This window comes from Metabacillus sp. cB07 (assembly GCF_016839225.1).
GTDB classification, from domain to species: Bacteria; Bacillota; Bacilli; order Bacillales; family Bacillaceae; genus Bacillus_P; species Bacillus_P indicus.
The window spans coordinates 1170191-1185084 of record NZ_CP069296.1 but is presented as its reverse complement, the minus strand read 5'-3'; the positions used below and the strand labels follow the sequence as shown (position 1 = coordinate 1185084).

Annotated in this window: 17 protein-coding genes and 1 pseudogene; all 18 read right to left on the bottom strand. The window is 37.1% G+C overall.

The annotated features are described in order from the left end of the window. Window positions 1–25: 25 nt before the first annotated feature. Window positions 26–307, bottom strand: a pseudogene (locus tag JOJ89_RS21240) (M23 family metallopeptidase); the annotation flags it as partial. Between the two features lie 98 nt (window positions 308–405). After that, on the bottom strand, window positions 406–1398 hold the full coding sequence (locus JOJ89_RS05965; RefSeq protein WP_203289857.1) for a hypothetical protein: 993 nt from the start codon (window positions 1396–1398) through the stop codon (window positions 406–408). 107 nt (window positions 1399–1505) lie between these two features. Further along, entirely contained in the window at window positions 1506–2999 is a 1494-nt protein-coding gene (locus JOJ89_RS05960; protein ID WP_203289856.1) for a hypothetical protein, read from the bottom strand. A gap of 8 nt (window positions 3000–3007) precedes the next feature. Beyond that, window positions 3008–3367, bottom strand: coding sequence for a hypothetical protein (locus JOJ89_RS05955; RefSeq protein WP_203289855.1), 360 nt, complete (start codon window positions 3365–3367; stop codon window positions 3008–3010). A 3-nt stretch (window positions 3368–3370) separates the two neighbouring features. Next, complete coding sequence (locus JOJ89_RS05950) at window positions 3371–3736, bottom strand: hypothetical protein (protein WP_203289854.1); 366 nt, start codon at window positions 3734–3736, stop codon at window positions 3371–3373. An 11-nt stretch (window positions 3737–3747) separates the two neighbouring features. Next, a complete protein-coding gene (locus JOJ89_RS05945; RefSeq protein ID WP_203289853.1) occupies window positions 3748–5541 on the bottom strand; it encodes a hypothetical protein in 1794 nt (597 codons plus the stop codon). Window positions 5542–5553: 12 nt separating this feature from the next. Continuing rightward, window positions 5554–6360 carry a hypothetical protein gene (locus JOJ89_RS05940; protein ID WP_203289852.1) on the bottom strand — a complete coding sequence of 269 codons (807 nt, stop codon included), beginning with the start codon at window positions 6358–6360 and terminating at the stop codon, window positions 5554–5556. A 1-nt stretch (window position 6361) separates the two neighbouring features. Continuing rightward, a complete protein-coding gene (locus JOJ89_RS05935) occupies window positions 6362–7321 on the bottom strand; it encodes a glycerophosphodiester phosphodiesterase (protein WP_203289851.1) in 960 nt (319 codons plus the stop codon). Next, window positions 7321–7524: a hypothetical protein gene (locus tag JOJ89_RS05930; RefSeq protein WP_203289850.1), complete on the bottom strand. Its 204-nt coding sequence runs from the start codon at window positions 7522–7524 to the stop codon at window positions 7321–7323. Before JOJ89_RS05930 ends, JOJ89_RS05935 begins: the two co-directional genes overlap by 1 nt. A gap of 2 nt (window positions 7525–7526) precedes the next feature. Further along, complete coding sequence (locus JOJ89_RS05925; RefSeq protein ID WP_203289849.1) at window positions 7527–7778, bottom strand: hypothetical protein; 252 nt, start codon at window positions 7776–7778, stop codon at window positions 7527–7529. A 16-nt stretch (window positions 7779–7794) separates the two neighbouring features. Further along, a complete protein-coding gene (locus JOJ89_RS05920) occupies window positions 7795–8349 on the bottom strand; it encodes a phage adaptor protein (RefSeq protein WP_203289848.1) in 555 nt (184 codons plus the stop codon). Between the two features lie 18 nt (window positions 8350–8367). Next, the gene (locus JOJ89_RS05915) at window positions 8368–8796 is read right to left on the bottom strand and encodes a hypothetical protein (protein WP_203289847.1); all 429 of its coding nucleotides are present in this window, start codon (window positions 8794–8796) and stop codon (window positions 8368–8370) included. Window positions 8797–8850: 54 nt separating this feature from the next. Beyond that, window positions 8851–9810, bottom strand: a complete 960-nt coding sequence (locus JOJ89_RS05910; RefSeq protein WP_203289846.1) for a N4-gp56 family major capsid protein — start codon at window positions 9808–9810, stop codon at window positions 8851–8853. A 12-nt stretch (window positions 9811–9822) separates the two neighbouring features. Beyond that, window positions 9823–10587 (bottom strand): hypothetical protein, encoded by a 765-nt coding sequence (locus JOJ89_RS05905; RefSeq protein ID WP_203289845.1) that lies wholly within the window; start codon window positions 10585–10587, stop codon window positions 9823–9825. A 71-nt stretch (window positions 10588–10658) separates the two neighbouring features. Then, window positions 10659–12473, bottom strand: coding sequence for a portal protein (locus JOJ89_RS05900; RefSeq protein ID WP_203289844.1), 1815 nt, complete (start codon window positions 12471–12473; stop codon window positions 10659–10661). Window positions 12474–12486: 13 nt separating this feature from the next. After that, window positions 12487–12738, bottom strand: a complete 252-nt coding sequence (locus JOJ89_RS05895) for a hypothetical protein (RefSeq protein ID WP_203289843.1) — start codon at window positions 12736–12738, stop codon at window positions 12487–12489. Further along, window positions 12732–14228 carry a phage terminase large subunit gene (terL, locus tag JOJ89_RS05890; protein WP_203289842.1) on the bottom strand — a complete coding sequence of 499 codons (1497 nt, stop codon included), beginning with the start codon at window positions 14226–14228 and terminating at the stop codon, window positions 12732–12734. The genes JOJ89_RS05895 and terL overlap by 7 nt, the downstream gene beginning before the upstream one ends. Before the next feature lie 33 nt (window positions 14229–14261). Continuing rightward, on the bottom strand, window positions 14262–14813 hold the full coding sequence (locus tag JOJ89_RS05885) for a tyrosine-type recombinase/integrase (RefSeq protein WP_203289841.1): 552 nt from the start codon (window positions 14811–14813) through the stop codon (window positions 14262–14264). Between the last annotated feature and the right edge of the window lie 81 nt (window positions 14814–14894).

Genomic DNA, 14894 nt, shown 5'->3' with positions numbered 1-14894 from the left:
TAATAATCTTCATTGGGTCTACAGGATTACCTTTAGAATCCGTTATTTTCAAGTCTAAATGAGGCCCACTTGAACGACCTGAATTACCTACCAAACCTAAATTTTGCCCCGTTGATATTTTGTCTCCTACTTTCAAAGCAGGAGCATCTTTCATGTGAATGTAACGATATGTATAACCATCTGCACCTTTAACAATTACGCCATGTCCTGCTGTTTCATTGTTAATAAATACTTGTGAAACTACACCTGATGAAAGTGATGGAATTTTAGCACCCATAGCACCACCAGGAGATTTTCCAGCAAAGTCAACTGCATAATGTGTACCAGTTGAACGTTTTTCTCCAAATTCTGATGATACTCTGAAGTTGTTTAAATAATAATTTGCTACCGATCCCCCTCCTCCGTTTACGGCAGAAAATCCAAAGCTGAACCTGAATAAGCATCAAGTTCTGCCTGATACTGACCTTTCATAAGTTCACCATTGTATTTCAGTTCGTAATCTCTCCATGCTGCATCTTCACCATACTGTTGTTTCGCCCATTCAAGCTGTGCTTTTTCTGATGCACTCATATTGTTATATTGGAATTCACGCCACTGCTTATTGTCAGCATATTGTGTTTGTTGGAAACTCTGATCCCATGATACGTTCTTTTTCTGTTCATTAAACTGATCAAGAGCCATCTTCTGATCAAATGCAGTGTTCTTCTGACTGAAGTCTTGACTCCATTTAGTGTTCTTCTGTTGTTCAGCAAATTGTTTTTGCCATTGATCCATATTGATGTTTTGCGAACGTTGTTGTTGAGCAGCACCTAATAAGTTCATGTTTTCGCTTCGTCTAGCTTGAGTATCAGCCATTGCATTTTGGAATGCTTCCTGTAATCGTTCATTGTAAATCCTGTTTTCTTCAGCAACTTGTTCTTTCCCAACATTAGCCATGTTTGCAGAAATATTTGATTTTTGAGTAGCTGCATCCCTGTAAATGTTCCCCATAGCTGCTTGTCTAGACATAGCAAGCCTCATATTTTGATCAGCTTGCATACCACCATTAATTCCTGCTCCTACTTGGCTTTGTGCTTGATTCATGTATTGTTGGAAATTGTTTCGAGAAAGAGCATCATTGGCACCATTTACATTCTCATTAACTTGCTTCATCTGAGTATTTAATCCTGTGCGTTTTGCATCTGCCATTGCTTGAGCTTGTTGTTGAGCAAAATTTCTTGAATAATCAAGGCCATACTGTTTCTTTAAGTCGGTTAACTGAGTATTATTCGTTCGATATTTTTCAATATCAATTGCTGTAGTTGGGGAAGGTGGTTTAGGAGTTACTGGTTTTTTGACAGCAGGTTTTCCCATAGCTACACGTGAAGTCGATGCTGTCTTTTTGTAGACTGGTATCATTTAAAAACCTCCTTAAATAAAAATAAGAGCCTTTTTACAGGCTCTTTTGGTTACTACTTACTTTTTGTGAGTTCAGCTCTAGAATTCCGAGAGTTTAAGATTACAGTCTATTTTCTTACCGAGAAATCAAGCCCTTTAGCGAATGTTAGGCTCTGAATGTTTATCGGGCTTGCATCGCCTGCAACCACTCCATAATAAAACTTGCTATAATCCACATTTTGAGTCACATATGGATTGATTCTTGAATCCCCTCTGTAACGATTAAAAGTAGTGTATCTTATGTTTAGATCAAGCAATTCTGCTGAATTTCTTTGTGTTATCTCACCCATAGCTTGACGGAAATAATTATTTGCATTAGTTGTTATGGATGCAATTTCAGGGAATACCACATGTAAAAAATCCTTATGAGTACATGTTAGTGCTGTGTAAAAATTAACGGTGTTAATTGTGCAATTCGATAGCCCGAACTTCATCTCCATGCTGCCATCTGTGCTGAAATCAAATACAGATGTCATGTTGCCTTTATTGTTTAGGTTAGTCTTTTGCATAAGGTGAAATTCATTTAAAACACACCAGGAACTTAATGGTACAGTGGCTACATCTGTTAAAGTTTGAGTCTCCTCGTACCCATCAACTAAGTTTTTCCATGGCACTTTTGCGTATTCACTTGTCTCTCCACCGTGGAAAGACCCCACCCATTTCCCTAAATCACTATCATAAATAGCGTAATCGTTGGCTCCGGCACCGTTAATAAAATGCTTACCTGACTGGAATGCTTTGAATTTATTTACTCTGCCACCATTGTAATTCTTCAATTCGTTAAAGTTAAAACAGCAGAAATAAAACACTCTTGTTGCGTCGTTGTTTCTTATTTCCACAGTGAGATTTTTTTCAGTGCTGAAATTTGCTCTTGGCAAATCGAAATTAAGCACAGCATAATTCCCTTGATCTGGCAGTCTGTAAGATTGAGGGTTGAAATTCTTAACAACTACGCCATTCACCAAAATGTCCACACTGTTGCTAGAACCGCTCGAACCCATAAACAGGATGTTTGTCAATGCTTCATAACTAGACTCAATTGTAAATGTGACACTTGAAGAAGCGCCTAACGTTTTTACACTAAAGCCATTTCCTGTTCCATCGTCTGAGATAGCACTGCCTGATGTCAATGCAGAACCAAAGTAGCCCTGTTCTTGACTTGTATTAATGCCGGCAGCAGAAAATGTTGAAGCGAATGTTCCTATAGTTGGATTAGCATCCCACCACACATACGATAGACTTGAATATTCTACCTTTTTTAGCCTTATCAAGTCCCAATTAACTCCAACCGAAGTTACACCAGTATCCCCGTTTTTTGTGTTAAGAGTATACAACAGGTAGCCTTTGTTGGTTTTTTGGATAACGACAAATTCATTGTTGTCTGTTTTTCGGACGATTTTAGGGTTGGATGTTTTCAATCCTTGTTTGGGTGGCATTGGATTGTAAGGAATCGTTTGATAGCTTAAAAAATCTGCTTTTGAAGGTTTTTCAGCTAATTGCGTACTGACTGCCTCACTAATATCAACAATGATGGGGTTACTATTTTTCTTTCCATATCCCATATCAGCACCTACCCTACACGGTTAACGATATAAGACGTTGAGCCTGTCACCGTAACCGTATTTCTTGGAGTGCCTTCTACTTTACCTTCCCACGGAGTCGCAGGAGGGACTTTGATGTTAAACCCATTCACGTTAAAAGTTCCAATGTTTGTTGGGTCAGCGTTGTAGATTTCAACGTGACTGATTGCAGCACCGAACGTTAAAGTTCCGGCAACTGCATCAGCCTGTGTCTTGGAGCTTTCTTTAAGACTACTCCCAGAGAGTTTAAGTTCCCCACCTACTTGTATTTTTCCATCTTCATCCGTTTTTATTGGTTTTGCTACTCCTGATTCAGAACGTCCTGCCATTCTTAACATTAAATCTGCCATTATTTATACCTCCCATGAATCGTTTTCGTTTGTTACTGCCATTGTTAAGGATTGCAGTTGTGTTAAAGGATCGTTAGGATCACTTACCTCCCATGTATCGTCTTCAGTTGTTGTAGCTTGCTTGATTGATTCAAGATCTATCTTCAATTGCTCAAGTTCAGCAAGCGTTCCGTTTACGGAAGTGGAAAGTGAAATTAGCGTACTTTCAACCTCTGACTTGAACGATTCATTTGGTTTCAATACCTGGTACTTATCTTCTAAATCATTAACTGCCAATCTAAAAATCTCTTGATCTCTTTTATAATCTTCGGCTGACATTCGGTCTCCAGCACGATATTGTTTCAATATTCCTTGTTCAATTTTTGCCATGTAATCACCCCTTAAGGCTTTTTCGTTTTAAAGATGAATCCCGCGCTCAATAAAGCGTTCGGCCCATCTTCTTGGTGCCGTATATCTACATTTACTGTATGTCCTTTACCTGTTATAGGAATTGAAACTTTCTTCTGCTGGGCATTATCAAAAGCACTGATCCCGAGCTTCCATACATCAAAGACCGTACCTGCATCAACACTGACGTTAGGTACATGTTCTTCAATCCACCGTATAGAATCATTTACAACTTCCGCTTTCGATTGCAACGTATTTAATACAGGATTGTTGTCTACATTCACAATCACTGATAAGTTAACGTCAGTATTGTAACGAGCTAGGATTAATTGAAACTCCTTCATTTTCTTGGGATTGTGAGGCTCACCAAAGTTATAAGATTTTGTTACAACTCTGTCTTCGTAAACATGTCCAGCATCCGTATAAACTGAATCATCGAATTTATATGTTTTCCCTGTTGTTTGGGACTGTCCAACAAGCTCACCATTCCATTCAAACAAGCGTGAAAAATCCATCAGTGGTGATATATCTTTAGTCCACATTCCTCGTTCATAATAGAGTCTGTACCTTGTATTTAATCGAGGAAAACAGATATGGTATTGATTACGAAAAACAATTGCACATGCATCTGTATCCATCGGGATCTCATTCTCAATAGCAGAATCAATTTTCGCCACATTCATCTTGTCTTCTGTAATACCCATACTTTGCAGCACATGTATGCCTTGTCTTGATAAAAAGGCAATATTATTCCCCATTACTCTTGCTGTTTCAGGAGCTATACAACCTATACCTGTATGTAATACCATTCTTCTAAATGGATCATTTCCAATTGGAGCCTTACCATATAATGCCTGGATACTGCTAGGCATAAAAGCTACGATAAAATCACGATATTGAACTAATTTTGTTAAGGACTCTTGCTCATTATTTTGAAACTCCAATGTATTTAAAACAGGAAAATATCTTGGATTACCAAGCTCTGATATGTATATTGTTCCTTTATTCTTTTTGTCTCCATATACAATCAACCGTTCCCAATGCAGCAGGATTCGATTGCAACTGTGCATTTGAGACGTGTCCACTTTCTTATTTTCATCAATTGCTGTTACTGTATATGGCATTTGGAACACTTGTGGAGAGTCTTCTGTAGGATCTGACGTGGAGCCTTGTTTTCTAGCATGGACTTGGATCTTATAAGTACCAGCTGTTTTAGGAGTGAATGTCCACGTTTTATCTGTTGACCAATTCTTACCTGGCTTAAAAGTGTCAAATCCTTCTCCCATATATTCAAATTTATACTCAATTACATCCAAAGCATTTACCTTTGATACAAAGGCAGTAAAGGTTGTTGGAGTATTAGCAATTCCTTTATTTAAAGATGGCGCAACACCTTCTAAACGTAAAAAAGCCTCTGTACCATCTTCTAAATAAGAGTCAGGATTCTCGGCAAGTCCATTCGTGCCGATATACAGAGCTTCTAACGGTTTTGGCTTATAAGCTTCTACAACTTTAGCAATTGTTCCATCATACTCAACAAGTTTTGTACCCGTAGCGATAAACATCTTGTCTTTAAATTGTACTGCTTCAATCATTCGATCTGTCTGAAATCCCGATTCAAGTCCCTGGATGACTATTTCCCCGCCATCCTTAAGCAACTTTCCATTTACAGCCACAATTGTATGGTATTGATTATTATCATTGTAATAACGGAAATATCCTTGCCCGTTACCATAAAGGTTCTCAGGTATTGCGGATTCTTTTTTTAAACTCCCCCACGTTGCCATAATAAACCTCCCTCACTGAGACATCACATTTACTGCGATATATGCGTCACCTGGAAGTGAATTGAGTTTAACTGATTGTCCTGTATTCATATCTATGATATTGATAAAAGTACGATTTCGAGTAACTGAACTACATTTTGCAATGTACCGTGCAGTATCTGGATTGTATTCCATATGTGCGTTTCCAATAGGTCTTTGCCACGATTCAACTGGAGAGAATTTAACTTCTAATGCATCTTCTGTTCCAACTTTACGTACTTCAATGCAGCCTGTATTACTAAATCGTCCAGGTGCATCATCAATGATCCATGTGTTTGAGGACTTAGTGTATTTCAACATACACATTTTCACTTCAGGTGAGTAATTGTTTGTGTTATAGACAGTAATAATAATGTTTCGAAAATAAACGCTTCCTACAACATCTCTCATTCCCATGACAATTCCCATATATGGACGAATAGTTGAGCCATCCCATGTCACGGTGTATGGTTTCCAGTAAATATCATCAATCTCAAAGTTTTCAACCGGTGTGCCTGATTGACCAATAACAACCTCTGGCCCTGAATATTGTTCAAATGAAACACTTCCTTTAGAACTAAGGTTTATTGTCCTAGCTTCAAAAGAAACTTCAACAATACTGCCTGTGGGTGCATAAACCGGCCAATAAGAGTAGCATTTATCTGTGACTGCTCCTCGGTGAAAACGGATTGCATCATTCTCAATAGTCAATTCTGAAGAGCCTGTAACAATCGAACTTCTATAAAGTTCTGTCAAATCACCGAATCTATATTGTTTAGTTACTATTGCATTTGGAATCATCCTAATACCCCCTTCCAAATGGAATTCTTGTTGTCATTGCTCCACGAACTCCCAATTTAATTAAATCTCTAAGATCATTATTTGAGTTAACAGTGAAGGCTTCAACTCTCAACCCTTTAGCCATAGACATTGTAGCAGCATTGATTTTAGATTTAGCAGCACTGATGAACGCATTCCCTAACGCTTTAACTTCATTTACATCCGTTTGAGTAAACTCGTTAGTCATCAGACAAAGTGCGATTTGTTTATCATAAAGACGAACCTTTTTCAGATAGTCCAGGTTATAAGAAGTAACCGCACAACCATTTGCAAAGCCATACGACTTAATAATGTTAAGCAATCCTTCAATCTGAACATCTGTATAGTTACCGCCTTTGATTTCAATGTAAGGGACAACCCCACCAAGTCTGCATGTTTGCAAGAATAATTGAACTGTACAAACCTTCGTATCTTTGTATCTAATGTTAAACCATTCTCCAAAATCTAAAGCATTTAAATCACCAAGAGTTTTGGAAGATACAGCACCAGTGCCATTAGATGTGCGATCAACAGTTGTATCATGAATGCATACCCATGCCCCTGTTGAAGTCATTTGAACACTGGTATATATCCCCCAGAATCCCATATCAATAGCCCATCTGAACGCAGGTAAAGTGTTCTCTGGAGCCTGTGAAGATGCTCCACGGTTAACAATTGCACGGATAAATCCATCATCTAAAACAGCATTGGGAAGCTTATTCTCCAATACACTTACTTTGGAAACCAATTCCTCTTGTGCCTCAGCTTCAGTTTTTAACCTTTCACCTAATGAATCCCATGTTTTATTTTTATGATCCTTTAAAGCATTCCCAAGTTTGTCATCAACATTTTGAAAGTTTTGACTCAAACTTGATTCAATACCAATATTGTCATCCGTTCCAGGTTTCAGTAAATTTAAATTTGGTGTATATTGAGCTGCCATCACTGCACCTCTTTCGGTTTCAGGCTTACCTGTCCATCAAAGGAAACTTCATAAAATACTACATGTCCTTCTCCGTCAACTTTAAAAATCTTTCCAATAACAGTGTCACCTTTTGCTGTTTGTACAAATTCTGTAGCTTTCAATTGTGTATCAAATCCACACAACTTAGGCTCGTTTAAAACTTTGCAACTAATAATGAACAAAGTTATACCTCCTCATTTAACTGCGCCCATGTTTTCCCCTTAATATCACCCCAAATAGCGCCTCGTTTGTGATTAACCATGCCGGTTCTTCTCACCAATGTTCCTCTTGGAGATATATCCATGTTTATTAACAAGGCCACTTCTGTATCAGCCATCTTCGTTTGGTCTGACATTGTATTTAATCCCCCTGAGAAGTCGGAGTAGGCTTCCATGCTTTTTAAAGAGGATCTGGGACGTGTATTTTGTCTTGCCATATAAAACACTCCTTATTTAGAATCTGTAGACATCAATAATCTGATAATTAATATCTTCTTTTTTCATTGTGTACATTTCAAATTCTGATTTTCGCTGATTGTACCGTCTTAATGCATCTTCTTGACTTTCGAATTCCTCATCAGAAAATAGTTCATGCCCAATTACATAAAGGACAATTAAATCGTGAAACTGTGAAGGAATTTCAGGAATGTCACTAAAGTTATTCAAATGATTTAACTTTTTGTAGTAATACAATTCAATTAGGCTATCCGAATTATTTGGATTAAGGGAAAGAATATTCCCCCAAACTTTATAGCCTCTTGAATTTACATCCTTCATCGTGACTTCATCGTGCGGAATTCCATCTACAGTTAAATGAGCAATCTCAAATAAGTCTTCGGGAAGAATGTAATTGTTATCGGTTGAATGTATTAATGTTTTCTTACTTTGTAATTTAGCGATAGGTGTTAGATCATCTAAGGCTCTATTTGCCCATCCGATTATTTTCTCAGATGGAACCGCAGTGTCTAAGTCCCTTTCAACTTCAGTTATAATATCTTGAAGGTTCATTACTTCACCTCAAATGGATTAGTTGATTTTAATTTCTCTTTTGATGCTGTCACGGATACGTTTATTTATCTCTTTAGTTTTTTCATGAGATTCTTTCCAAATTTGATAAATCACTTCAGGAACTTCAAATTGCTGCCCTCTTGGAATTGAGTAGATGACACCTTGCCATCCAACCGGAACAACATCATCAGGGTTATTGGGATCTTCTGGAATTTCAATTGATACTTTTTTCATTGCTTTTAACTTTTGAAGAGTATCCTTTTCATCTTTTTTAACCTGTGCTTCAAGATTCTTTTCAAGTTTCTGTAATTCTTCTTCAGCTAATGCTTTAGCTTTTTCTGCTCCTTTAACTTTCGCTTCTGCTTCTGCCTCAATCTTAGCTCTAACTTCTGCTTCAATTTGTGCTTTCAGTTCTTCAACATTTAAACTTTGTTTTTTCTCTGCCATATTAATAGCCTCCTAGAAATTAAAATAAAAAAAGAGGGGTTGCCCCCTCAATAATTAAACTGTAGCTCCAGACTCGTAACGTACGATACAAAGCTCATTCAGACGAAGTGCAGTGAAGACAGACTTCCACGCAACAGTATTAAATTGATTCATTGGATCAGCAGTACCTGATGAACCGGCTTTGTGGACAATGATTTCTGGTTTAGATGAACCAGCTACATCAGGAACACCATAAGCACCTTTACCGATGAAGATAGTACCGTAAACATCTGCTCCTGCTGAACCTGCACCAGCAAATTTAACTGCATTGTCAGCCTCTAAGAAGTAAATTCCATACATTTTACCAAGAATACCTTCAGCACGATTCTTAGTATCTACATATGTATTTTGATCTTTCCACTCTTGTGTTTGCATAAGGTCAGTTGCTACATCTGTATGAATGAAAGCAAGGTAACCTTTACCTCCACCAGGAACTTCAATTTGTTTAACTTTATTACGTTTCAGAGTACGTCTTACACGTAGAATATCCAATGCATTGATTTTGTCAGTAGCAAGGATTGCATTACGTGCTTTAGCTCCTGCAGAAACTACATTCGTACCAGCAGCAACGATATCACGAACAATTACATCCATTGACTCTCCGGCATTTTCTCCCATTAGACCAGCAGTTTCAGTCAGTAATGGATCTAGTCCAGTAAGATTGATGAACTCAGAAATCTTAGTGTAGTTACCGTAAGTCGAAACAGTAGCGTTTAGTTTAGTGATATTTAGGTCTACTCCATCAGGTGTAACACCTTCAGTAATAGCATTTGTTGAAACTGCAAGTGAATTCAAACGTCTGAAAGAAGTTGTGGCACCTGCGTTTTTAGGCATTACTTTCTTTTCACCATATTTCATGAAGAAAAGTTCAGGTAATAGTCTATCTAGCATTGTGTCCTGATAAAATTCTGCTTGTTCTGCTGTTAATCCGTTTACTCCTGCTGTTGCGTTATAACCTTGTACATTTGTTGGCATTTAATTTTCCTCCTAGAATTGAACGTTCTCCCCTCTAAGTACACGTTCTCTCAGAGCCTTCTTGTCTGCGGACGATAAATTGGAGTATCCAACTTTATGTTCTGCACCATCTCCAAGAGCACCAGGTGAACTTAAGGCGTTCGTTTGTAATTTTTGTATTGCTTCTTGTTCTTTCTGTTGACCGAGTGACTTGTAATTAATACGAAGATAAGAATCTAACAGTGATAAACCCTTTTCTTCTTTAAGTTTCCATACTTCAGGTGGTACTTCTTGGACTTCCGGAAACTCTGCAAAAAACTCTTGAGCTTCCTCATTAAACTTTTGTTTTTCTTCTTCCTGTTGTTTCATTTCTCTTGCGTATTGGATATCCGGATGTTGCTCCAATAGAGAGTTAAATGTTTCAGGATCAATTCCAGCATCATAATACTTTTGTTGTTCACGTTGTTGTTGTTCTAGCTGAAGAGCTTGTAATAATTCTTCATGAGAACCATAGCCAGCCAATTGTGCTACTGTTTGTAAATGCTGTTCAAATTCGTTTGCCTTACTCTGTACTTTCTCATAATTCATTCCTTTTTGAATGTAATCAGGAGCTTCATCATAAGACACACGAACAGCTTCCTTGTTGTACTTTACTTCAAAAAAGTTATCGTCCTGTGTGGTAGCAGGTGGATCTTCTTGAGTAAGTTCTTGCTGTATTGGTTGTTCATTGTTTACATCTGGTGTTGCTTCAGTGCTCTGGTATGTAGCACTCTGATCTTGCATTAGTTCTTCTGACATTTTGTTTCCTCCTTCGGCTGGTTTACCCGATGCCCAGTTTAATGTCTTATGACAGGACAAAATAAAAACACCTAGTTAATAGATGTCATGGTTTGTTGCATAATTTGTTCTTGTTCTTCTGGGGATAATTTACGAAAGTTATCTTGCTTATGTTTTGGTAAAGTTGATAAAAATTGATCAAATGGATGAGGTGCATTAGCTTCTTCCTGTTCCATTGCTTGCTGCTGTTCAAGGCTTTGTTGAGCAATTTGTTCATCTTGTTGCTGTTGTTGCATCATAGACTGTTGCTCTTGTTCTTGAGCCATCATCATTTGTTCTTGTTCCTGTCGTTCTTGTACCTTTTTAAGTAAACGATCCTTAAACGGAATGACATTTTTAGGAGCAAATTGCAGATAGTCTTCAATTGTGATTTTGTCTGTATCAAATAATTTATCAAGTGAAGTCATCATCAGTGTTTCTGAGTAAGATGATGAAGGGCCAATATCAATTTTCAGATTCATATCAACATCTTTGTATTGCTCACCATTAAATACATCAGTGTATTCTTCACCGTCTTCATCTTTGAGATTAACAACACGATCAGTATTATAATAAACACGCCAAAACTCAGACCAAATCAAGCCGACATCTTCCATTGCTTGATAAAAACGTCTTTTAATGGATTCGAGTGGTACTCCTGAAGCCTGTTGCAATAACATAACTGCAGTAGCATTGAGTTGAGAACTAGACTGTTCACCTAATGCATTCTCATTAGCCCCTGCAACATCACGAGTATAATTCAGGAATGAATCAAGCAAATTAGCAGCTTGATTGGAAGTTTGTCCAGGATTCATGTAAGCAATAGCATTATTCAATGAACCATTTGTACCTGTAACGTTAATTACTTCACCAGGAGTGTTTGTAATTTGTTGTTTCACAAAACTTTTATCAACCAACAATTTAGGCCAACTTGTCAATTGGATGGATAGTAATTGCATAGCCAAAAGGTAATTGATTGCTTTTTGGTTCGGAATGATACCTTCAACTTCAGAGATACCAAAGATTGTACTTTTACGTCTTTCCCATTGCATAAGAGCAATTGGATATAGTTTAAATCTCATATTAGTCTTAGGTTTAACTACTACACCACTTGCAACTTTTTGAAAATAAACAGTACCATTTTCTTTCCAATACTTAGTGATGACAGTTACTTTAGAGTCCTCAGTCATTTCCTTCTTAGCAAAGTCATATGCTTGGTCTTCAGTATCACTATCAGCTTTAATTAGGCTGATAAACTCCTTAGACAATCCATTTGATTCTGCTATTTTACGTACATTTGAAACTAAATCACGACTCGTAATATTGATAAATGGTTGATCCTGAATATTTGTACACTGTGGATTTCCAGGGAAGAAGTTGACCGCATCAATGATTTCACCTTGAATCTCCCCGACATATTTAAGACGATTACCACCTGATTTAGATGTGTCCCAATAATAATGCCAAATACAAGGGCCAGTTGTAGCTCCACTTTCCAATGCAACTTCATTTAATTGATCTTGTTTTACTTTTTCCCATGTAGTTTCTGAATATCGAGTAAACAATTCTGCTCCTTCGTATTCATTTGAACCTTCTTCAGTATCAGATGCAGAAAACACCATTTTAATATTTTCAGTCATAACAGAAGCTACCTTGTGATTGATTACCTGTTTAATGATATTTAGTACAGGACGAGGTAGATTCTTAGTCTTCTCTGTAACTGCTGGCCATTGATCTCCAGCTTTGAAACGTTCATGTTCACTCCATTTAGTGAAGAATCCCATTTCCTTCTTATAAGCTAATCCTTCTTTATATTGCTTCTCTACAAAGTCAGCTTGTTCTAGCATGTTGTATGTTTTCTTGGACATATTTATTTATCACCTACTTCTCTACACCATGAAACCATTCGTTTATGATGTTATCTTGTTCTTCCTTCGGTTTATCCTGAAATATTGCCTGAATAGGATTTACTTCTTCATCATGTGGTTCATGGTAATTCTCAACAGTTAATTCTTTATCAGAAGGCTGTATATTTGAAGGGTTGTTAAGTCCTAACTGAACCCCTTTTAACGTAAAATAACCCGTTACAAATGCTGTAACAGGGATAATAATTGCTATTAAAATAGTTACCAATCCATGTAGCCTCCCGACTCATCGTTATTGCTTTCAAACATCCAAAGATCATTTCTTTTTGGTGCTACAGGTAAATCAGCTGAGTAATAAAATAGACGGTTTAGAGCTTGACTGGCACTGTCCACATCATCATCATGTTTACCTCTTGGGAATGCAGCAAACTCTTCAATAAATTCATCAATCCAAGGTTTATCTTTAGGAATCCAAACGTTTCCTGCTCTTATGTAATCAGCTATTGCATTTACCCTGGCTACTTTACCACCTTGGGGATTAACGGGAATAATTCCACCTATTTTATTACGAAGCATACTAATAATTGCTGATCCATTTGCTTTATCCTCAATGAATATTCCACTTATATCAGGATGTTTAGCTTTCATATCCATGATGTTCTTTAAGGTGGTTGGGAAATCCATTCGTGCTTTATTCTTATCAATAAGATAAGCATTGACTTCACTTTTACCCCATACTTGTATAGATACATAATCAGATGTTTCACTGTCTTTAAATGCAGCATCAACAGACATTATTTTATGTTGTATCAAAGGTAGTGTAGTGTATTTTTGCCACCATTCACGTTTGATCATGTTACCTTCTTGTGATGTAGGTCTACCTTGATACAGTGAATTAAATGAAGATGAGGACATTTGTTTACGAATTTTAATAAAATCATGACCATATCTTTCAGGCCATAATGGTTCACCTATTTCTCTACCCAGTACATCATTATTATCCTCTGCTTCAAGTGGTAAGTTGATAACATGCCAAGGTAAAGGCTCACCGTATTCTTCATTTAGAAACCTTCCAATCAAATCATCTTCATGCCACCTTGTCATGATAACAATTACAATAGCACCAGGGTGTAAACGAGAAGAAAAGGAATCAATCCACTCTCCCCAAATCTTATTACGTGCAACTTGACTGTCTGCTTCTTCACGAGTCTTGATTGGATCATCTATAACCATTAAATCAGCACCTTGACCAGTTACACCTGATAAGATACCTCTAGAAATTACTCCACCTCTATGACCTTCTATGTCCCAATCAGTAGCAGATGATGATCCTTTTTTAATACCTCTTCCGAATATCTTGTCACCAAACATTTCAACTTTCTCTCTGTTCTTTTTACCAAATGTTGCAGCGAATTCAGTATTATAACCACCAATGATTACCCTATGATGAGGGAATTGACCGAGGTAAAATGATGGAACAGTCTCAGTAATTGTCATGGATTTTCCATGCCGGGGAGGAATCGAAAGTGCTATGTATTGATTTCTCATTGGTATATCACCAGAGATCATTCGTTTCTTATTATCAATCGCTTTTTGAATAACACTACATAAATACCTGGTATGTCTAGCATGTTCATAAAGTCCATCATGTACATATTCAACATACTCAGCATAATCAGACTTAACTTTATTAATGTATTTCAGCTCTAATAGCCGATTTAATTCAATTTGTTCTTCCTTGGATAGTCCATTCACCATTTCCACCTACTTTTGGACATAAAAAAAGACCTCTCAAAGTGAGAAATCCTTTAACGTTAGATCAATTTCATCTTGTGTAATTCCTATATACCGTTTAGTTATAGAAGGTGCTGAATGATTGAATATTTCTTGCAGAAAGGCTATATCCTTAGTTCTTCTGTAATAATGATATCCAAATGTCTTACGCATTGTATGAGTACCTACATCATCTTTATCAATCATTTCAGCAGCTTTAACAAATGCCCTGTAAGCTTGAGTTGTAGATATAGGCTTATCACCTTTACGACTAGGAAATAGCAGATCCTCATCATTCATACCTTTAATATAAGCGTTTATTTCGTTCTGTAGTGAGCTAGGTATCAAGAATCGTTTAATTTTCTTAGTTTTCTTCTCTTTAATGATTACATGAGACTTATCTTTTACATTGATCACTTTTAAAGGGAGAATATCACTCACCCTTAAGCCAGTATTGATGCCGAAAACGAATAGGAAACGATCACGTTCACTACAAAACCGTCTTAATGCCTGTTTCATGTCTTCAATTTCTTCAATTGTTCTTAATGGCTGCACATTTTTCTCATTCATCACGATACACCTCACTAAGTTTTTCATACATTGAATGTACGTTTTTATCATCTTAGTAAGATAATACCATGATTAACCAAT